This is a genomic window from Saccharothrix sp. 6-C (assembly GCF_016695385.1).
Taxonomy (GTDB): Bacteria; Actinomycetota; Actinomycetes; order Mycobacteriales; family Pseudonocardiaceae; genus Actinosynnema; species Actinosynnema texasense.
The window spans coordinates 4,930,370-4,950,581 of sequence record NZ_CP064192.1; the positions used below are offsets into that span (position 1 = coordinate 4,930,370).

Genomic DNA, 20,212 nt, shown 5'->3' on the forward strand with positions numbered 1-20,212 from the left:
TCATGCTTCTTTCGGGTTGTGCGTGGCCGGGGGTACCGAGATGCCCGCGGTCAGCGCTGTTCGGACGATGCGGATGGCCTCGTTGGTGTCGATGCCGAGGCCGGCGATGACGGCGGCGTAGTCGGCGGCGGCGCGGCTCGCCCGTTCGCGTCCCTGCTCGCCGGCCGCGGACACGAACGAGCCGGCCGACCCGCGGGTTTCGATCAGACCCGCCTCCTCCAGCTCCCGGTAGGCCCGGCCGACGGTGTTGACGGCCAGGCCGAGGTCCGCGGCCAGCCGGCGGAGGGTCGGCAGCCGGGTGCCCACGGCGAGCGTGCGGTCCTGGATCTGCCGGGCGAGTTGGGCACGGAGCTGCTCGAACGGCGGGACGGGCGAGGCCGCGTCGATGGAGATCATTCGGGTCACGGTGCGCCCATGGCGTTCCGCGCCACCACGGCGCTCCGGGCGGTCCGCGCCTCGATCAGGGCCAGCGCGATGACGCTCACGACGACGAAGGCGATCCAGGCGGCGTTCCACCAACCGAAGGCGGTGCTGAACACCGACACGACCGGCAGCGACCACACCGACCACACCGCGGTGGGCGCGGCGCCGACTCGGGCGTCCTCGACCCGCATGATGACGTCGGCGGTCAGCGAGACCTCGTCGTCCGCCACGACCGGGTGCGTCAGGACGTGGCGCAGCTGGACGACAACGCCGACGGCGAGCCCGCACAGCCCGATGAGCAGGATGACCGCCGCATACCTCGCGGCGGGGTCGTCCAGCGTCAGGGTGCCGATCGCCGGCGCCGTCCCGCCCGCGAACGTGGCGACCGTGAACGCGGCACGTGGCCTGCCGAGCACGGTGCGCCAACCGAGCCGGACCGGGTGGGCCGCCCGCCGCGGCAGCGTCGCACCGGCGCGCCGGTCGACCCGCCGCACCCACCGGTCCAGCGACGACTGGGCCAGCACCAACCCGACCACCAGCGCCGTCAACACCAGCAACGACCAGCGCCGATCCCCGGACCCGTCCACCATGCCGCCGGTGTAGGTGAGCGCGACCGCGATCAGGAACGCGGCCAGCAGGACGGAAGCAGCCAGCCGGGCACGTCGCCGGACCTCCAGGCGCGTCGCCAGCAACGCTGTCGGCCGGACGTCGGCCAAGCCGTGCCCGGTCAACCACGCACCGGCCCGTTCGAGGTCCGCCGGACGCACCGAAAGGTCGGCACCCGGCAACGTCCCCTTCGGCATGACGCCTCCTATGTCGCAAGTTATGTCTCAACATGGTGCGTCAAGATTTGCGACAAGTCAACCGGCCGCGGAGCAGGCGCGGCCGGCGCTCGGGCGCGGCGACCTCGGCGTTGACCGGTTCGGCGGTCGGCGGCTCCGACGTGCACCGGGCGGGCGAACGGGCAGCGGTGCGGTTCGAGAACGCGTTGCGCGACCGGGCGAACCGGGGTGGGACCCTCGACGGCAGGCCGTACCCGTGCCTCGCGTGGATGGACGGTTCCACTGTGGACGATCGTCCGCGAGGACTGGCCCAGCGGGCGCTACGACGGCGCGTTCGAGCCGACCCGGCGGAAGTCCCGCGACCGCGACGGGATGCGCAGGGCAGGAGGCTGTCACGGTGTCGGGAGCATGTCCGGGTGATCGTGCCCTTGCCGCACGAGGTGACCCGGAAGCTGGTGTCCGTCTGGACCGGGATCGGGCGCGGCCGGGTCAGAGGTGGGCGAACAGGGGCGGGAAGAGCAGGACGACGACCCAGGCCCACACCGCGTAGACCGGGAGGTAGGCGGTCTGCCAGCGTTCCAGCGCGGTGAACGGCGCGCGGCGGCGGATCAGGGACAGCATCAGCCACGCCGTCCACGCCAGGTTGGCCAGCAGGATGACGTTCTCGCCCAGTGCCGCCGCCTTGTTCGGCGTGGTGCCGAACTCGGTGATCCGGCCGGTGATCTCCAGCAGCACCAGCACGTCGATCACCAGCGCGCTGACCACGAGGGCGAGCTGGAGCTTGTCGAACCCGCCGGGAGGCGCCAGCGGATCGCGGGCCGAGAACGAGTAGAGCAGCAGGCCGAGCACCACGACCAGCAGCAGGTCGAACAGGATCAGCGCCTCGCGTTCGACGTCGATGCCGGAGCTGGTGACGCCGAGCGTGACCAGGAACGCCAGCAGCACCGCGGTGAACAGCGGGGTGAACAGGCGCGTCAGCACGGGGGCGATGTTCTCCACCACGCTCTGCTTCGCCTCGACGAGCCACCCGGCCACGACCGCGGCCGCCGCCGCGCCGCACGGCAGCACCCACTGCGAGACGACGGTCTCCGGCGAGATGCCGATCGCCTGGAACGTGCCGAAGGTGAACCCGATCAGCACGCCGCCGCCGAGCGCGATGAGGACGTAGTAGATGAACCACTCGCCGGTGAAGCGGACGAAGTCCATCCGTCGCCGTGACGACCGCACGTCGTCGGACACGTAGGCCAGGCCGACCACGAACCACAGCGCGATCGGCAGGTGGATGCCGGTCAGGACCAGCGACTGGGAGTCCTCCGCGAGCGGGTAGGCGTTGGCGGCGACGGCGCCGAGCGCGAACAGCGCCACCAGCACACCGACCAGCCCGGTCGCGGCGCGGCGTCGCCAGGCGAGGAAGCCCGCCAGCCAGGGCAGCACGAGCAGGCCGACGTTGGGCGCGTAGAACGCGGCGTCGTCCTCCAGGGTCAGGCCGAACAGCTCCGGCGCCTTGACCGACGCCGCCGCGCCCACCGCGCAGGCCACCATCACCCACAGGTCGCGCCGCGACCGGCCGCCCGGCGCGGGTCCGTCGGGCCCGCCGGTCAGCACCAGCTGCTTCCACAGGCGTTCCGAGTGCTCCCGGGCGAACTCGCGGGACAGCTCGTCCAGGCTGCCCATGCGCTTGACCGCGACCAGGAACGCCTCGTCGGCGTGCAGCCCGGCGGCCAGGAGGTCGTCGACCGAACCCCGCAGGTGGTCCTCGAGCTCGTCCACGTCGGCCTGCCGCAGCTCCCGGCGCCGCTGCACGTAGTGGCGCCACTGGGCGAACTGCGCGTCCAGGTCGCCTCGGTCGTCGGTCATGCGAAGCCTCTCAGGGGGAACGTGGTCGACGGCCGAGGCCCGTCCGGACGGGGCCAGATCTCCTGGAGCGCGCCGACCACCGTGTCCCACTGCCGGCGCTGCTCGGCCAGCTCGGCCAGGCCGCCGCGGGTGATCCGGTAGTACTTGCGCCGCCGCTCGCCGGCGACCGACTGCCAGCTCGACTCGACGTGCCCGAGTCGCTCGAGCCGGTGCAGCAACGGGTAGAGCAGGCCCTCGGTCCAGTCCAGCTCACCGCCGGACAGCTCGTTGATCCGCCTGAGGATGGCGTAGCCGTAGCTGTCCTCCTCGGCCAGGATGCCCAGCACCATAGGGGTCGCCGAGGCGGCCACGAGGTCCTTGGTGACCTTCACGCGAACTCCCCCCGGCGACGTGACCTAGATGTGCAAGGCATAGTACTTCTAGGTATCAAGGCGTAGCAAACGGCGCGGACGGACCATCTGGGACGCAGGCGGCGGAACTCCGATGGTCGGCGCTCTCATCACGTTGACCGAACACCCGGAAGTGGGATTCTGGTGGCGTGCAGGGCAACTCCAGATCCTGGCCGGCCAACTGCTTCCGGTTGCTGCTGGTGGAGGACGACCGCGAGCTCGTGGAGTTGCTCGCCGCCGCGCTGCGCGACGAGGGCTACGCGGTGGACGTCGCCCTGGACGGGCAGCGCGGGCTGCACCTCGCCCTGACCCGCCCGTACGACGTGGTGGTCATCGACCGCGGCCTGCCCGGCCTCGACGGGCTCGACCTCCTGGTGCGGCTGAGGTCGAGGTCGGTGCGGGCGCGGGCGTTGATCCTGACCGCGCTGGGCACCGTCCACGACCGGATCGACGGTCTCGACGCGGGCGCGGACGACTACCTGGTGAAGCCGTTCGACCTGGACGAGCTCAGCGCGCGGCTGCGGGCCCTGTGCCGGCGGGCGCTGGAACTGGCCGACGTGCTGCGCATCGGCGCCGGGCACCTCGACGTCGGGCAGCGGGAAGCGGTGCTGCCCGACGGCGGGCGGGTGCCGCTCACCGCCCGGGAGTTCACCCTGCTGCGCGTGCTCGCCACCCATCCGGACACGGTGCACACGCGGGCGTCGTTGCGGCGCGTGGTGTTCCCGGACGCTTCGGCAACATCCATTGTGGACACTTACGTGTACTACCTGCGGAGCAAGATCGACCGTTCGGTGGTGCACACGGTGCAAGGACTCGGATATCGCTTGGGGGCGTTGTGAGCCGTTCGTGGGCCGAGGCGGAACGGGCGGTGATCCGGCGGGCCCGCCTGCGGATCAGCGTGCTGGTCGGGCTGGCGATCACCGTGCTGGTGGCGTTCGTCGGCGGCATCGCCTACGGCGTGATGGTGCAGGCGCAGGTGGCGCAGGTGACGCGCGAGCTGCGGTACAACGCCCAGTTCGGCGCGCCGTCGACGCCTCCGGGGTGCACGTGGCTGTTCATCCTCGACGACGGCGTGCTCGACGACGGCGTGCTGAAGGTCCCGCCCGGCTTCCCGCTGCGCGGCGACCTCGACGCGGTCGAGGCGTCGGGCGGGGTCGTCGAGCGCGACCTGCGGCTCAACGGCACCGAGTACCTGGTGCTGACCCAGCGCGGCGCGGACGGCACCACCGTGCAGGCGGTGTTCGACACCCGTTACCAGCTCGCCGACCGGCGCCACCTGCTGCTGGCGCTGGTGATCGCGGAGCTGGGCGGCCTGCTCGCGGCGGCGTTGCTGGGGCTGGGCGTCGGCCGCGGCACGGTCGCGCCGCTGGCCGAGGCGCTGGCCAGGCAACGGCGGTTCGTCACGGACGCCAGCCACGAGCTGCGGACCCCGATCGCGCGGGCCTACACGCGGGCGCAGCTGCTCGCCCGCTGGGCGAAGGCGGCGGACCTGCCCGACGACCACCGCGACAGCCTCGACGCGCTCGCCAGCTCGATCCGCGGCCTCGGCGACGTGGTGGACGACCTGCTGCTGTCGGCGCGGCTGACCCGCCAGTCCGAGGGTCCCGGCGGCCGGGCGGTCGACCTGGCCGCGCTGGCGGAGTCCGCGGTGCGCACCGAGGGCGACCGGGCGGACGAGCGGCGGATCACGCTGACCGTCGAACGCCCCACCGGTCCCCTGATCGTGACCGGGGTCGAGACCGCGTTGCGGCGCGCGGTGGACGAGCTGCTGGCGAACGCCGTGCGCCACACGCCGGAGGGCGGTCGGATCGACGTGCGCCTCGGGCTGCGGGGCGGGCAGGTCGAGCTGACGGTCGCGGACACCGGCGAGGGGTTCGACCCGGTCGAGGCGGACCGGCTCTTCGACCGGTTCCACCGGGGGCCGGTCGGTCCGGGCGCGCCGGAGCGGCGGTTCGGGCTGGGGCTGGCGCTGCTGCGCGAAGTGGTGACCGGCCACGGCGGGACGGTGGAAGCCGTCGGCCACCCGGGCCAGGGCGCGCGCTTCACCCTGCGCTTACCGGCCGCCCCCGACACCGCCGGCGCCGCGACGGACGAGGCGATCACCACCGGCCCGAGGTGACCAGGTCGGCGGCCACCCGCACGTCCGCGTCGAGGGGCCGGTCGGGGTCGACCGGGGCGATGGCGTCGGAGAGGGCGTCGAGCAGCGCGGCGCAGCGGGGGGAGGTCGGGCGGCGTCCGCCCACGTGGACCGCCTGGCGCAGGCCGAGGGCCAGTGAGCCGCACAGCAGCCGGAGCAGTTCGGCGAGGTCGTAGGAGCGCAGCGCCGCCTGGGTGCCGAACGGCACGACGTCCTGGTTGTGCAGGTTGGTCGGCAGGCTCTGGGTGCTCGCCGGCACGGCCGCGCGGCGGATCTCGGCGACGAACGCGGTCGTGGCCAGCTGCACGCCCTGCAGCCCGTGCTGGCGTCCGGGCCCGGCGGCGAGCATCGGCGGCAGGCCGGTGTTGCGGGCCGGGTCGACCAGCAGGTCGAGCTGCCGCTCGGCGAGGTTGCCCAACGACGCCGTGACCATGGCGAGCACGTCGGCGGCGAACGCGGCCGGCTGGCCGAAGAAGTTGCCGCCGTGCGCGACGAGGTCGTCGCCGGGGAAGAACAGCGGGTTGTCGCTGACCCCGCCCAGGTCGGCCGCCACGACACCGTCGACGTAGCGCAACGCGTCCTCCGCCGCGCCGAGCAGCTGCGGCGAGCACCGGATGCTGTAAGGCTCCTGGAGGGCGCGCTCCCCGGTCGGGATCGTGCCGACGAGGGTGGCGCGCATGCGGTCGGCGACGGTGGCCGCGCCGGGGTGCCCGTAGGCCGAGATCAGGCGTGGGTCGAGGAAACCAGGGTCGGCGCCGAGCACGTCCACGAGCAGGCACGTCAGGTCCTGGATCGCCCGGTGCGAGGCGCGCACCCCGTCCAGCGCCAGGGCGGTGGCGGCGGTCGTGACGGACGTGCCGTTGACGAGCGCCAGCGCGTCGCGCCCGTCGAGGGTGAGCGGGGTCAGCCCGGCGCGGTCCAGGGCGTCCCGGGCGGGCATCCGCTCGCCGTCCAGGTAAGCGTGGCCGCGCCCGCGCAACGCCTGGGTCGCGTAGGCGAGCGGGATGAGGTCGCCGCTGGCGCCGACCGACCCGTAGCGCGGGATCGCCGGGACGAACGTGGTCGCGAACATCGCCGCGAGCCCGTCCACGACGTGCGCGGACACCCCCGAGAGGCCTTGGGCGAGCGACCACGCCCGCACGAGCAGCGCGGCGCGGGCGATGTCGGCGGGCAGGTCCGGCCCCTGTCCCGCGCCGAGGTGGGCGAGGGTGTTGTCGCACTGGTCCGCCTCGTCCTCCCGGCCCGCGAAGCCGATCAGCGCGCCGAACCCGGTCTTCGCGCCGTAGACGGGCCGTTCGTCGTCGGCGAGCACGGTGCGCAGGTACTCGCGCCCCCGGTCGACCCGCTCCCGGACGGCGGGGCTGACGAGCACCGGCAACGGCGTTGCCGCACGGTGGAGGTGGTCGCTCCGCAGGGGCGCGCCGAGGTCCACGGGTGCGTCGGTCACGGTCGTGGTCACGGCACCGACGGTAGGCAGTCGATCTCAGAGAGTTCTGAGATCCGGTGCGTAGCTTCCTGGCTCATGGCGCACGACTACCTGATCATCGGGGCGGGACCGGCCGGTTTGCAGCTCGCCGCCCTGCTGGAGCGTGACGGTCGCGATTACGCCGTCCTCGAACGCGGCACCGGACCGGGCACCTTCTTCACCCGCTACCCGCGGCACCGGACCCTGATCTCCATCAACAAGGTGCACACCGGTTTCTCCGACCCGGAACAGCGGCTGCGGATGGACTGGAACTCGCTGCTGACCGACGACCCCGACCTGCTGTTCACCCGCTACAGCGACCGGTACTTCCCGGCCGCCGACGACCTGCTCCGCTACCTGGCCGACTTCGCCGCGGCCACCGGCGCCCGGGTCCACTACGACACCGAGGTCACGCGGATCTCCCGTGACGACGACGGTTTCGCCGTGCTCGACGGCGGTGGCCGGACGTGGCGCGCCGCGCGGGTCGTGGTGGCGACCGGGGTTTCGCAACTGCACGTGCCGCCCATCCCGGGCATCGAGCACGCCGAGCGGTACGACACGTTCGACACCGACCCGGAGTCGTTCACCGACCAGCGGGTGCTCGTGATCGGCAAGGGCAACTCCGGGTTCGAGACCGCCGACTCCCTGGTGGAGCACGCGGCGGTCATCCACGTGGCGGGTCCGCACTCGGTGCGGCTCGCGTGGCAGACGCACTACGTCGGCCACCTGCGCGCGGTGAACAACAACTTCCTCGACACCTACCAGCTCAAGTCGGAGAACGCCGTCCTCGACGGCACGGTGGAGCTCGTCGAGCCCCGACCGGGCGGTGGTTTCCGCGTCCTGTTCCGCTACGCGCGCACCGTGGAGTCGTTGCGGGAGCTGGAGTACGACCGGATCGTGGTGTGCACCGGGTTCCGGTTCGACGCCTCGGTGTTCGACGACAGCTGCCGCCCGGCGCTGGTGATCGACGACCGGTTCCCCGAGCAGACGCCCGCCTACGAGTCGACCACGGTGCCGGGCCTGTACTTCGCGGGCACGCTCACCCAGCAGCGCGACTTCAAGAAGTCCACCAGCGGGTTCATCCACGGCTTCCGGTACGGGGTCCGCGCCCTGCACCGCGTGCTCGCCGCCCGCCACCACGACACCCCGTGGCCGGCGACCGCGCTGGCGCCGTCGCCGGAGGCGATCAGCGACGCGCTGGTGGCCAGGGTGAACCGGTCGTCCGCGCTGTGGCAGCAGTTCGCGGTGATCGGCGACGTGGTCACGGTCTCCGGCGGGACCGCCCGGTACGAGGAGGAGGTGCCGGTGGCCTACCTCGCCGACGGCGGCCTCGGCCCGGCCGAGCACCGGTTCGTGGCGACGCTGGAGTACGGGCCGGACCACGACACCGTGGACCCGTTCGACATCACCGTCCCGCGCGTGGCGGAGAACGACGCGGCCAACGCGCAGGACGCGAGCTACCTGCACCCGGTGGTGCGCCACTACCGCGACGGCGTGCTCGCCGCGACCCACCACCTGGCGGAGAACCTGGAGAACCACTGGGACCTGCCGGCGGTGCACCAGCAGCCGTTGACCGCGTTCGTGAAGGAGTGCCTTGCCGGCGCGTGACGCCGAGCCGTTCCCCCGCGCGGTGCTCGACGTGCTCGAGACCGCCGGTGGACGGCCGGTGTTCGAACACGGCTCGCGCGTGGTGAGCGGCGCGGAGCTGCTCGACCTGGTCTCGCGGATCGCGGCCGGGTTGCGCAAGAACGGGCTGGGCCCGGGTGACGGCGTCGCGCTCGTGCTCGGCGTCGACCCGGAGGCGTTCGCCACGATCCTCGCCGCGCACGCGGTGGGCGCGCGGGTGCTGGGCGTGCGGCCGGGGCTGCCCGACGACCAGGTGCGCCACCTGCTCGGCCTCGACATCGCCGCCGTGATCACCGACTCGGACGCCGCCGCGCGGGCCACCGCCGCGACGGGCGCCCGCGTGCTGACCGTCGACTCGTTGCGCAAGTCCCGGGCCGAGGGCCGGCCGCGGTGCGCCGGCAGGCTCGCGGACGTCGCCCGGCTGATCCACACCAGCGGCAGCACGGGCGCGCCCAAGGCGTGCGCGCAGACCTACGCCGCGATGACGGACGCGTGGGCCGCGCGACCGGACGCGTGGCCGCCCGCGATCCGCGAGCTGGCCTCCCGGCTGGACCGCTTCCTGGTGTTCGGGTCGCTGTCGAGCCAGGTGATGTTCGAGTACGCGGTGGTGACGATCACGGCCGGTGGCGCCGCGGTCGTCGCCGACCGGCCCGGCTTCCCCGAGGCGATCGCCCGCCACCGCGCCTCGGCGAGCGTGTTCACCGTGCCCCGGCTGGCGAAGCTCGTCGCCGCGCAACGCCGCGCGCCGGCCGACCTGTCGACGTTGCGGGCGCTGATGGTGTCCGGGTCGCCGCTGAGCGCCGCGCGGCACCGGGAGGCGCTGGACGTGCTCGGACCGGTCGTGTTCCACGGCTACGGCCAGACCGAGACGGGCATGATCGCGATGGCGACCCCGGCCGACCCGCCCGGCACGGTGGGCGTGCCACCCGCGGCCGTGCGCGTCGAGGTGCGCGCCCCGGACGGCGCGCCGGTCCCGCCGGGCGTCGACGGGGAGTTGTTCGTCCGCACGCCGGCGCAGGCCGGCGCCTACTGGGCTGACCCGGAGCGCTCGGCCGAGGTGTTCACCGGCGGCTGGGTGCGCACCCGCGACCTGGGCCACGTCGACGCGGGCGGCCACCTGCACCTGACCGGCCGGACCAGGGACGTGGTCATCGTCAACGCGAACCTGCACTACGCGGGGCCCATCGAGCGCGTCCTCGCCGAGCACCCGGACGTCGCCGAGGCGTACGTGGTCGCCGTGCCGGACGAGGACACCGGCGAGGCGGTGCACGCGTTCGTCGTGCCGAGCGGTGGTCGGACGCCCGACCTCGCGGCACTGCGCGCCCTGGTGACGGACCGGCTGGGCGCGGCGTGCGCGCCGGTGGCCGTGACCGCGATCGAAGAACCGCCGCTCGCACCGAGCGGCAAGCCGGACAAGCGCCTGCTGTCCCGCTCCCGGACGTGAGGAGAAAGTCGTGTCCAGCGAGGTTTCGACGGAGTGTCTCGTGATCGGCGCCGGCCCGGCGGGGCTCCAGGCGTCGTACCTGCTCTCCCGCGCCGGGCGGGACCACCTGGTGCTGGAGGCCGGTGACGCGCCCGGCGCCTTCTTCACCCGCTTCCCCCGGCACCGCACCCTGATCTCGATCAACAAGCCGATCACCGGTTGGGACGACCCCGAGCTCGACCTGCGCACCGACTGGAACTCGTTGCTGTCCGACGACCCGGCGCTGCTGTTCACCCGCTACACGCCGCGCTACTTCCCGCACGCCGACGACATGGTCCGCTACCTGGGCGACTTCGCCGCCGCGCACGACCTGCCGATCCGCTACGGCACGTCGGTGGTGGAGGTGACCAGGCCGGACGACTTCGTGGTGCGCGACCAGAACGGCGACACCTACCGGGCCCGGCGGATCATCGTGGCCACCGGTGTGTCCAAGTCCTACGTGCCGCCGATCGACGGGGTGGAGCTCGCCGAGCGGTACGACGAGGTGTCGGTGGACCCGGCGGACTTCACCGGGCAGCGGGTGCTGATCATCGGGCGCGGCAACTCGGCGTTCGAGACCGCGGACAACCTCGTCGAGACGACGTCGGTCATCCACGTCGCCGGGCCCGGCTCGCTCAAGCTGGCGTGGCAGACCCACTTCGTCGGCCACCTGCGCGCGGTGAACAACAACTTCCTCGACACCTACCAGCTCAAGTCGCAGAACGCGCTGCTGGACGGTCGGGTCGTGGACATCCGCCGGGACGGCGACGGCTTCCTGGTGCGGGTCAGCTTCGTGCGGGTCGACGAGCGGGTGAAGGAGATCCGCTACGACCGGGTGATCCTGGCGACCGGGTTCCGGTTCGACGCGTCGATCTTCGCGCCCGAGTGCCGTCCCCGGCTGACGATCAACGACCGCTTCCCGGACCAGACCGCCGCCTGGGAGTCGGTGAACGTGCCCGACCTGTTCTTCGCCGGCACCATCACGCAGGCCAGGGACTTCAAGAAGTCGACGAGCGGGTTCATCCACGGCTTCCGGTACGGGGTGCGGGCGCTGCACCACGTCCTGGAGCACCGCTACCACGGCGTGGCGTGGCCGAGCCGGGACCTCGCCCCCACCTCCGGGGCGGCGGCCGACGCGGTCATCGAGCGGGTGAACCGCACCTCCGCGTTGTGGCAGCTGTTCGCGTTCATGGCGGACGCGGTGCTGGTCGGGCCGGACGGCGCGCTGCGCTACGCCGAGGAGGTGCCGTTGGCCCACCTGCACGAGGCGGTGGGCCGGGGCGACTTCGGCGACGTCGAGTCCTACCTGGCGGTGACGCTGGAGTACGGCGAGGGCCACGACCGGATCAACCCGTTCGACGTCACCGAGAGCCGGGTGTCCCAGCAGGACACCAGCGGGCTCGACGGCCGCTACCTGCACCCGGTCGTCCGGCACTTCCGGGACGGGGTCCTGCTCGGCGAGCACCACCTCACCGAGAACCTGGAGAACGAGTGGGACAGCGAGGACGTGCACCGGGCGCCGCTGCTGGCGTTCCTCGACACCCGACTCGCCCGGACCGCCGCGGTCTCGCCGTGAGCACCGGGCTCGCCGGGTTGCCCGAACAGGCCCGCGCGGTGCTCGACCCGGTGCACTACGACTACTACGCGGGCGGTGTCGGCGACGAGGTCGTGCTCAGGGAGAACGAGGCGGCGTTCCGACGCCTGGCCCTGCTGCCGAGGGTGCTGCGCGGCCGGTCGGAGCGGGACCTCTCGGTCGAGCTGCCCGGCGGTCGCCTCGACCTGCCGGTGCTGATCGCGCCGACCGCGTTCCACCGGCTGGCCCACCCGGACGGCGAGCTGGCCACGGCGCGGGCCGCGGCGGCGGCGGGAACGGTGCTGGTGTCCGGCGTGGCGTCGACCGTGGCGATCGGCGAGGTGGTGGCGGCGGCGCGGTCCGCGGCCGCGGACGCGTCCGTCTGGTTCCAGCTCTACCCGCAGCCCGACGAGGACGTGACCGCGTGCCTGGTGGACCGGGCGGAACGGGCGGGGTGCGCGGCGCTGGTGGTGACCGCCGACTCGCCGGTGTTCGGCCGCCACCGCCGCGACGCCGAGCACGGCTTCCACGACCTGCCGGCCGGGCTCGCGGCGGAGAACATGCGCGACCTGCCCGGTGCGCCGCCGGGAGGCGTGCGGGACATCGAGATGTCGCCGTCGGTGTCGTGGGCGCACCTGGACCGGCTGCGGGAGCTGACGTCGTTGCCGGTGTGGCTCAAGGGCGTGCTCCACCCGGCTGACGCGGTGCTCGCGGTCGAGCACGGGATGGCCGGGATCGTGGTGTCCAACCACGGCGGGCGCCAGTCCGACCTCGCGCCCGCCGCCGTCGAGGCGCTGCCCGCGGTGGTCGACGCGGTGGCGGGCCGGGTGCCGGTGGTGCTGGACGGCGGCGTCCGCTCCGGCGGTGACGTGGCCGTGGCGCTCGCGCTCGGCGCGGCGGCCGTGGGCGTCGGCCGGCCGGTGCTGTGGGGCCTGGCCGCGGCCGGCGAGCCGGGGGTGGCGCGGGTCCTGGACGTGCTGCGCGACGAGTTCGACCACGTCCTCGCGCTGTGCGGCGGGCGTGACCCGGCCGACCTCACCCGCGACCTGGTGGTCGCGCGCGGGACGGGGGTGTTCGCGCGGTGTGGGTGACCGGGCTGCTCGCCGCCGCCGCGGTGCTGACCGCGCCGCGCTGGCTGCCGGCGCGGGTGGTCGCCCTGCGCGGCAAGGTGTTCGAGAAGGTCAACGGGGACGACGCGATCACGTTCCCGAACTCCGACGTCGGGCCGGACCGGTTCCAGGAGGTCTACGGCCACCCGGCGGCGAACGGCCGCAGCCGGGGCGCCGGGCTGTCGGACCTGTTCTGGTACTGGCTCTCCCCCGGCCCCGAGGTGCACCAGGAGCACCTGGAGGCCGGGCCGCGCTACGAAGACGTGGCCCGCACGACGCGCGCGCTGCTGGCCGGGCCGGGTGACGCGCTGTCGGCGACGGCGGCCCGCTGCGCCGGGCGGGTGCTCGACGAAGTCGTCACCGGGCAGGTCGCGCTGGTGCGGCTGCGGGACCTGATGACGCCGGTGTGGGCGGAGTACTTCTACGAGCTGGTGTTCGGCGAGCCGTGCCCCCGCGAGGCGCGCGACCTGATCGTGGGGCACGCCGACGACGTGGTGACGTCGTTGAAGTGCACCGGCCTGCGCCACCCCGCCCGGCGGGCGCGGCTGACCCGCTACCTGGCCCGGCGGGTCGCGGCGGGCGACGTGCGGCGGCCGTTGCCGGCGAGCCTGTCGCCCGCCGAGCAGGTGCACTACCTGCAAGGCACGTTCTTCAACACCGCCGTGGTCCAGATGTCCGAGGCGATGGCGCACCTGCTGCTCGCGCTGGCGCAGCACCCGGACGTGGCGGCCCGGCTCGGCGCGGACGAGCGCTACTTCGCCCACGTCCTGGACGAGACCATGCGGCTCTACCCGCTGTTCGGCATCGCGCACCGCATCACCACCGGGGACATCGCGCTGGACGAGCGCACCACGCTGCCCGCCGGCTCGGTGCTGTGCTTCAGCTACCCCGACTACCACGCCACCGGCTACGCGCGCCCGGACGTGTTCGACCCGGACCGCTGGCGGGACGTGCAGGCGCGCACCGCGCACCACATCCCGTTCGGCGTCGCCGCCAACCGGCCCTGCCCGGCCTGGCGGCTGTCCCCGCTGGCGCTGCGCGGCGCGACCGCCGAGGTGCTGCGCCGCGTGACGCTGCACTCCACGGTCACGCACACCCGGTCGTTGCCGAGCCGCGGCCCGTGCCTGCTGGTGCGGGCGGGCGAGCCGCTGCCACCGCGTCGTCTCGCGGTGCTCGGCGCGTTCCTGCGCGTGCGGGACCGGTGGGAGGACGTGTGGCGCAGCGTCGTCCAGCTCGTGCTCGGCACGGTCATGGTCCTGCACGCCCACCGGCTGCGGCTGGCCGGGCGCTACTTCGACACGCACGACACCCAGGGTCGCCCGTTGCGGCAGGAGCCGCCTTCCACCCAGGAGATCACCGAGTGAACCAGATCCAGTTCGCGTTGAAGGTGTTCGCCGCGCTCGCGGTCGTGCTCGCCGCGACGACGTTGTGCGGGCGAATCGCCATGGCGGTCAAGCAACCCAGGGTGGTCGGCGAGATGGTCGCCGGCGTCCTGCTCGGCCCGGCCCTGCTCGGCGCCGTGGCGCCCGGCGTGCAGGCCCAGGTCTTCCCGGCGGACGTCAAGGACACCTTGTACGTGCTGAGCACGATCGGGCTGACGTTCTACATGTTCCTGGTCGGGTCCTCGCTCGACCACAGCCTGGCGAGCGGGCAGCGCATGCGGCGGGCGGCGGCGCTCGCGGCGTCGGGCATCCTGCCGACCTTCGCGCTGGGCGCGGGCGCGGCGGCGCTGTTCTTCGGCTCGCTGAGCCCGGACGGCACGACCCGGTGGGAGTTCATGCTGTTCGTCGGCGGCGCGCTGTCGATCACCGCGTTCCCGATGCTGGCGCGGATCCTCCAGGAGCGCGGGATCGCGAACACCCCCATCGGCGGCCTCACCCTGGTCGCGGCGGCGATCGACGACGCGGCGGCGTGGGTCATCCTGGCGGTGATCATCGCGGTCGCGGCGGCGGGCAGCCCGTTCGACGCGGTGGGCACGGTGGCGGGCGCGGCGGTGTTCGCGCTGCTGATGCTCACGGTGGGGCGGAACCTGTTCTCCCGGCTGGGCGCGCGGGTGGAGCGCGAGGGCCGGATGAGCCGCGACGTGATGGCGCTCGTGCTGTTCGTCGTGCTGCTGGCGGGGTGGTTCACCGACTACATCGGCGTGTTCTCGGTGTTCGGCGGGTTCATCACGGGTCTGGCGATGCCGCAGTCGGCGATCGTGCGCCGGGAGCTGGAGACGCGGCTCACGGACCTGAACTCGATCCTGCTGCTGCCGGTGTTCTTCGCGTTCAGCGGGCTGAACACGCAGGTGTCCGGCTTCGGCGCGGGCGGCGGGCTGTGGTGGCCGCTCGCGGTGATCATGGCGGTCGCGTTCGCGGGCAAGTACCTCGGCTGCGCGGTGGTCGTGCGCGCCCAGGGCTTCTCGTGGCGCTACGCGTCCGCGGTCGGGGGGCTGATGAACGCGCGGGGCCTGATGATCCTGATCTTCATCAACATCGGCCTCGCGCACGACATGGTGACGCCGGAGTTGTTCGCGATCCTGGTCGCGGTCGCGATCGTGACCACCGCCGCCGCGATGCCGATCTACCGGGCGTCCCTGCCCGAGAGCCTGGAGCGCGGCACGACCGACTTCATCCCGTCCACGGTCCCCGCGCCGAACAAGTGAGCCTCACCGCGGGCTGAGAGGAGCCGTCGTCGGCGGACGGCGGCTCCTGGCCGACTTCCAGGTCGGCCACAGCAGGGCGGCGGCGAGCACGACGGGCGACCAGAGTGCCAGCCGCTGCCACGCGACGTCGTCGGTGCGGACGACGTGCAGCTCGTGGAAGACCGCGTGCGGCAGGTGGAACAGCAGCACGCCGGCCAGCAGCGCGGCGACGAACACCGGTTCCGGCCGCTTCAGGCAGACCAGCGCCAGGGGCGCCAACTGCAGCAACGCCATCCCGTAGTCCCGCACGAGGTGCTCGTTGTACGGCGGGTACAACGCCACCCAGCCGACCTCCGGCGTCGGGTACCCGGAGAAGAACCCCTCCGGGGCCAGGGCCGCCCACAACCCGACCGCCACCTGCACCAGGACCAGCAGCGCGCACCCGACCCGCAACACGACCCGCGTGTCCACCGCCCCACACCCTCCCGGTGCTCGCCGACACCGGTTTCTAGTCGCGGGCCGCGCGTCCCGCACGCCGAACCGGGGCGGATCACCCGGTCGGGGACTCGCCGTGCCTCGATGGTGGAGCCGGCGGCGGGAGGGTGGTCGCGTGGACGCCGTCGGTCCCGGTGGCCGGTTTCGACCGCCGGGCGACGAGCCTGGCCGCGTTGCGCACGGCGGCCGACCCGGCGCGTGCGGCCGGCGCGGAGCCGGGCCGGCCGCACGCGCGCGCTACACCGGCCGCCGACCTCCGGCCCCGGCCAGCGCCCCGACCTCCGCCAGGCCGGTCAGGGCCGTCGGCAACGGGTCCCGGTGCAGCACGCCGAGGCGCTGGGTGGCCCGGGTGAGCGCGACGTAGAGCTCGGCCGCGCCGCGCGGGCCGTCGGCGAGGATCCGCGCCGGCTCCACGACCAGGACGGCGTCGTACTCCAGGCCCTTCGTCTCCGACGCGGGCACCGTGCCCGCCATGCCCGCCGGTCCGATCACCACGCTGGTGCCCTCACGACCGGCCTCGTCCCGGACGAAGTCCTCGATGGCGGCCGCCGTCGCGTCCTCCTCGACCCGCCTCGACCACGGCTGGACGCCGCACGCGCGCACCGACTCCGGCGGCTGGACCCCCGGCGCGAACTCGGCGAGCAGCGCGCCGGCGACGGCCATGATCTCCGCCGGGGTGCGGTAGTTCACCGTCAGCGCCCGGTAGACCCAGCGCCCCGGCACGTACGGCTCCAGCATCGCGTCCCACGACCTCGCACCGGCCTCGGACCGGCGCTGCGCGAGATCGCCGACCACGGTGAACGAGCGGCCCGGACAACGCCGCATGAGCACCCGCCAGTCCATCTCGGACAGCTCCTGCGCCTCGTCGACCACCACGTGCCGGTAGGTCCAGTCCCGGTCGGCGGCGGCGCGCTCGACCAGCTCCCGCGTGTCGCGTTCGAGCACGCGGTCCGCCAGGTCCTCGGCGTAGAGCAGGTCCGTGGCGTAGAGGTGGTCCTCGTCGTCCATCGAGTCCTGGCGGCCGTGCAGGCTGTCCAGCACGCCCTCGGCGTACTCGGCCTCCGCCTTCCGCTGCCGCTCGGCGGTCCGGTCCGCGGCCTGGTCCCGGCCGAGCAGGTCCACCAGCTCGTCGAGCAGCGGCACGTCCGACACCGTCCAGGCGTCGCCGTCGGCACGCCACAGCGCCTCGTCCGCGCCCGCCGCCCGCAGCCGCTCCCGGGACGTGTACAGCGAGGACAGCAACCCGGCCGGCGTCAGGACCGGCCACAGCTCGTCGAGCACGGCGACGAACTTGTCGTCGTCGGCGAGCTCCTTGACCAGGTCCGCCCGCAGGCGGTCCCACGCCTCCTTGTTGTCCCTGGTGAGCCAGCCGCGGCCGATCCGACCGATCGCCCGTTCGGTGAGCACGTAGGTGATGATCTCGCTGAACACCGCGCGGGCCTCGTTGTGCGGCAGCCCGCTCGCCCGCGCCTCGTCCCTGGCCCACTCCGCGGTGGCGGCGTCGATCCGCGCCGTGCCGCCGCCCAGCTCGACGGTCAACGGCTCCACCGGCAGCCGCTGCCGATCGGCGACCGCCGCCGCGAGCACGTCCAGGATCTCCGACGAGCCCTTGAGCCGCGCGGCGGCCGGCGTGTCGTCGGCCGTCACGCGCAGACCGGGCACCAGGTCGCCCGGCGTCATGAACACCACGTCGGACTCGCCGAGCGACGGCAGCACCCGGCCGATGTGGTTCAGGAACGCCGGGTTGGGCCCGACCACCAGCACCCCGTGCCGCTCCATCCGCTCGCGCTGGGTGTAGAGCAGGTAGGCGACGCGGTGCAGCGCGACGACGGTCTTGCCGGTGCCCGGTCCGCCCTCGATCACCAGCACGCCCGGGTGGTCGAGCCGGATGATCTCGTCCTGCTCGGACTGGATCGTCGCCACGATGTCGCGCATGCCCTCGCCGCGCGGCGCGTTGACCGCCGCGAGCAGGGCCGCGTCACCGCGCTCGCCGCCGTCGGGGCGGCCGAGCACCTCGTCGGTGAAGTCCGCCACCAGGCGACCGCGGGTGTGGAACTGCCGGCGGCGGCGCATGTTCTCCGGGTTCGCCGCGGTGGCGACGTAGAAGGGGCGCGACGCGGGCGCACGCCAGTCGAGCAGCACCGGCTCGTACTCGTCGCCCTCGTCGAACAGCCCGATCCGCCCGATGTACGAGCGCTCGCCCGTGAGGGTGTCCAACCGGCCGAAGCACAGCCCGTTGTCGGCCACGTCCAGCCGCTTCGCCGCCTTGGCCAGCGTGCGGACCTCGACGTCGCGCTCCATGGGCGTGCCGCCGGTGCCGCGCAGCGCCGCGTCGTACTCCCCCTTCACCCGCGCGCGCTCCGCGTCCAGCCGGCGGTAGAGCCCGGCCACGTAGCCGCGCTCGGACCGCAGTTCGTCTTCGTACCCCTGAGTTGACACATGCCCCTCACAGCGCTAACTTGGTTTTAGATTCGGCGGGTTCTCCACTGCATTTCGGAGCGCACGCCGACTTTTTATTGTCCGGCCCCTGTCAAGCCCCTCCCGCGCCGCGCGCCGGCGGGGCGTCGCGCCCGGACCGCGCCAAGCCCTCGACCGGTCAGGCGACCACTCCTGCGGGCACTCCGGCCAGACCTTGATGTTAACGCGAACATCGAACATACTCGCCGCTGACACGTGAGGGCGGTCACAGCCGCGTTCGAGGCACCCGTCCTGCTTTGTTAGCGCTCACCCGCCTTGCCCGGACAACCGCACCGCCCCGATCGTGACCCACCCCGTGATCAAGGGAGATCACCCGTGCCACGAACACCGACGAGGATCGGCGCGCTGGTCGCCGCCGTCGCCCTGCTGTTCACGTCCTGGTCGGTCACCACCGACCGGCGCGCCGAGGCGCTGGAACCGTTCACCGGCTACCTGATGGCGCACTTCACCGGCGAGCACGCGACCGGCGAGCAGATCTACCTCGCGCACAGCCGCGACGGACTGCGCTGGACCGACCTCAACAACGGCGCGCCCGTGCTGCTGTCCACCGTGGGCACGCGCGGTGTGCGCGATCCCGCGCTCGTCCGCTCCCCCGCCGGCGACCGGTACTGGATCATCGCCACCGACCTGCGCATCGCGAGCGGCACGTCGTGGTCCGACGCCGCGAACCGGGGCAGCAGGTCGCTGGTCGTGTGGGAGTCGACCGACCTGGTCACCTGGTCCGCGCCGCGGCTGCTCGACGTCGCGTCCGGCATCCCCGGCGCGGGCAACGCCTGGGCGCCGGAGGCCATCTACGACCCCACGTCCGGCGAGTACGTCGTCTACTGGGCGACCAACGCGGCGCTCAACGGCGTGACCAAGCACCGCATCTACTACGTCCGCACCAAGGACTTCCGCAGCGTCAGCTCGCCGGTGCTCTACATCGACCGGGGCGCGGGCCAGGGCATCATCGACACCCAGATCGTCGAGTCGCCCGGGAGCGTCGGCGGCTACCGCTACTACCGGGCCTCCGCCGACGGCCACATCACCGTCGAGGGCAGCAACTCGATCCTCGGCTCGTGGACGACCATCGGCAACCTCTCGCACATGGGCATCTCCAACGGCACCGGCGGCGGCAACGTGGTCGAGGGCCCGATGTGGATGCAGTTCAACGGCCGCGCCGAGTGGGCGCTGTGGCTGGACCAGTACGCCACCGGTCGCGGGTACATGCCGATCGCCTCGACCAACCTCGGCAGCACCCGCAACTTCCGCGCGGTGTCGGACTACAACCTCGGCGCGACCCGCAAGCGGCACGGCTCGATCCTCAACCTCACCGCCGCCGAGGAGGGCCGCGTCCTGGCCAAGTGGGGCGCGACCAGCCCCGTCAACCGCATCCAGTCCTACAACTTCCAGGACCGCTACGTCCGCCACGCCGACTTCGACGTGCGCATCGACCCGAACGTCAGCCCGGCCCAGGACGCCCAGTTCCGGGTGATGCCCGGTCTGGCGGGCTCGGGGACCGTGTCGTTCCAGTCGGTCAACTACCCCGGCTACTACCTGCGGCACAACAACTTCGACTTCGTGCTCGCGGCGGACGACGGCAGCTCGGCGTTCAAGGCCGACGCCACGTTCCGCCAGGTCGCCGGGCTCGCCTCGGCGTCGTGGTCGTCGTTCCAGGCCTACAGCCACCCCGACCGGTACCTCCGGCACTACGCCTACCAGCTCCGGCTCGACCAGATCACCGACGCGACGGGCCGCGCCGACGCCACGTTCCGGCTGACGAGCTGACCAGGTGGCGGAGCGGGGGTGGG

At 73.2% G+C, this 20,212-nt stretch carries 16 protein-coding genes; 9 read left to right on the forward strand and 7 right to left on the reverse strand.

The features are described 5' to 3' along the window. From IOD16_RS20565 to IOD16_RS20580, 4 genes are all read right to left on the reverse strand, one after another. Nucleotides 1-396, reverse strand: coding sequence for a GntR family transcriptional regulator (locus IOD16_RS20565; RefSeq protein ID WP_201435731.1), 396 nt, complete (start codon nucleotides 394-396; stop codon nucleotides 1-3). A gap of 5 nt (nucleotides 397-401) precedes the next feature. Continuing rightward, nucleotides 402-1,226, reverse strand: coding sequence for a hypothetical protein (locus tag IOD16_RS20570; protein ID WP_201435732.1), 825 nt, complete (start codon nucleotides 1,224-1,226; stop codon nucleotides 402-404). A gap of 468 nt (nucleotides 1,227-1,694) precedes the next feature. Continuing rightward, nucleotides 1,695-3,062 (reverse strand): permease prefix domain 1-containing protein, encoded by a 1,368-nt coding sequence (locus IOD16_RS20575; protein WP_201435733.1) that lies wholly within the window; start codon nucleotides 3,060-3,062, stop codon nucleotides 1,695-1,697. Beyond that, nucleotides 3,059-3,433, reverse strand: coding sequence for a PadR family transcriptional regulator (locus IOD16_RS20580; RefSeq protein WP_201435734.1), 375 nt, complete (start codon nucleotides 3,431-3,433; stop codon nucleotides 3,059-3,061). Before IOD16_RS20580 ends, IOD16_RS20575 begins: the two co-directional genes overlap by 4 nt. 209 nt (nucleotides 3,434-3,642) lie before the next feature. On the opposite strand from IOD16_RS20580, the gene IOD16_RS20585 reads away from it, so the two are divergent. Beyond that, on the forward strand, nucleotides 3,643-4,290 hold the full coding sequence (locus IOD16_RS20585) for a response regulator transcription factor (protein WP_123748631.1): 648 nt from the start codon (nucleotides 3,643-3,645) through the stop codon (nucleotides 4,288-4,290). After that, nucleotides 4,287-5,570, forward strand: a complete 1,284-nt coding sequence (locus IOD16_RS20590; protein WP_201435735.1) for a sensor histidine kinase — start codon at nucleotides 4,287-4,289, stop codon at nucleotides 5,568-5,570. The genes IOD16_RS20585 and IOD16_RS20590 overlap by 4 nt, the downstream gene beginning before the upstream one ends. Here the strand turns inward: IOD16_RS20590 and IOD16_RS20595 are convergent. Beyond that, nucleotides 5,551-7,047 carry an aromatic amino acid ammonia-lyase gene (locus tag IOD16_RS20595; protein ID WP_201435736.1) on the reverse strand — a complete coding sequence of 499 codons (1,497 nt, stop codon included), beginning with the start codon at nucleotides 7,045-7,047 and terminating at the stop codon, nucleotides 5,551-5,553. The two genes, IOD16_RS20590 and IOD16_RS20595, sit on opposite strands and share 20 nt — an antisense overlap. Nucleotides 7,048-7,110: 63 nt before the next feature. On the opposite strand from IOD16_RS20595, the gene IOD16_RS20600 reads away from it, so the two are divergent. From IOD16_RS20600 to IOD16_RS20625, 6 genes are read left to right on the forward strand one after another with little or no spacing between them, the layout of a single operon-like run. Next, nucleotides 7,111-8,661 carry an FAD-dependent oxidoreductase gene (locus IOD16_RS20600; RefSeq protein ID WP_201435737.1) on the forward strand — a complete coding sequence of 517 codons (1,551 nt, stop codon included), beginning with the start codon at nucleotides 7,111-7,113 and terminating at the stop codon, nucleotides 8,659-8,661. Further along, nucleotides 8,648-10,123, forward strand: coding sequence for a class I adenylate-forming enzyme family protein (locus tag IOD16_RS20605; RefSeq protein WP_201435738.1), 1,476 nt, complete (start codon nucleotides 8,648-8,650; stop codon nucleotides 10,121-10,123). Before IOD16_RS20600 ends, IOD16_RS20605 begins: the two co-directional genes overlap by 14 nt. A 10-nt stretch (nucleotides 10,124-10,133) precedes the next feature. Then, on the forward strand, nucleotides 10,134-11,717 hold the full coding sequence (locus IOD16_RS20610; RefSeq protein ID WP_201435739.1) for an NAD(P)-binding domain-containing protein: 1,584 nt from the start codon (nucleotides 10,134-10,136) through the stop codon (nucleotides 11,715-11,717). Next, a complete protein-coding gene (locus IOD16_RS20615; protein ID WP_201435740.1) occupies nucleotides 11,714-12,805 on the forward strand; it encodes an alpha-hydroxy acid oxidase in 1,092 nt (363 codons plus the stop codon). The genes IOD16_RS20610 and IOD16_RS20615 overlap by 4 nt, the downstream gene beginning before the upstream one ends. Beyond that, nucleotides 12,796-14,187, forward strand: a complete 1,392-nt coding sequence (locus IOD16_RS20620) for a cytochrome P450 (RefSeq protein WP_236594245.1) — start codon at nucleotides 12,796-12,798, stop codon at nucleotides 14,185-14,187. Before IOD16_RS20615 ends, IOD16_RS20620 begins: the two co-directional genes overlap by 10 nt. Continuing rightward, nucleotides 14,184-15,470 carry a cation:proton antiporter gene (locus tag IOD16_RS20625; RefSeq protein WP_201435741.1) on the forward strand — a complete coding sequence of 429 codons (1,287 nt, stop codon included), beginning with the start codon at nucleotides 14,184-14,186 and terminating at the stop codon, nucleotides 15,468-15,470. Before IOD16_RS20620 ends, IOD16_RS20625 begins: the two co-directional genes overlap by 4 nt. Nucleotides 15,471-15,473: 3 nt before the next feature. Here IOD16_RS20625 and IOD16_RS20630 read toward each other — a convergent pair whose 3' ends face one another. Both IOD16_RS20630 and helR read right to left on the reverse strand, forming a co-directional pair. Next, the gene (locus IOD16_RS20630; protein WP_201435742.1) at nucleotides 15,474-15,920 is read right to left on the reverse strand and encodes a hypothetical protein; all 447 of its coding nucleotides are present in this window, start codon (nucleotides 15,918-15,920) and stop codon (nucleotides 15,474-15,476) included. Between the two features lie 261 nt (nucleotides 15,921-16,181). Then, nucleotides 16,182-18,383: an RNA polymerase recycling motor ATPase HelR gene (gene helR / locus IOD16_RS20635; protein WP_201435743.1), complete on the reverse strand. Its 2,202-nt coding sequence runs from the start codon at nucleotides 18,381-18,383 to the stop codon at nucleotides 16,182-16,184. Nucleotides 18,384-18,737: 354 nt separating this feature from the next. On the opposite strand from helR, the gene IOD16_RS20640 reads away from it, so the two are divergent. Continuing rightward, complete coding sequence (locus tag IOD16_RS20640; protein ID WP_201435744.1) at nucleotides 18,738-20,189, forward strand: glycoside hydrolase family 43 protein; 1,452 nt, start codon at nucleotides 18,738-18,740, stop codon at nucleotides 20,187-20,189. Nucleotides 20,190-20,212 lie beyond the last annotated feature (23 nt).

Excerpts from the sequence above, each read along its gene's own strand:
- IOD16_RS20565 (WP_201435731.1), bottom strand. The coding sequence starts at position 396 with ATGATCTCCATCGACGCGGCCTCGCCCGTCCCGCCGTTCGAGCAGCTC.
- IOD16_RS20570 (WP_201435732.1), bottom strand. The coding sequence starts at position 1,226 with ATGCCGAAGGGGACGTTGCCGGGTGCCGACCTTTCGGTGCGTCCGGCG.
- IOD16_RS20575 (WP_201435733.1), bottom strand. The coding sequence starts at position 3,062 with ATGACCGACGACCGAGGCGACCTGGACGCGCAGTTCGCCCAGTGGCGC.
- IOD16_RS20600 (WP_201435737.1), top strand. The coding sequence starts at position 7,111 with ATGGCGCACGACTACCTGATCATCGGGGCGGGACCGGCCGGTTTGCAG.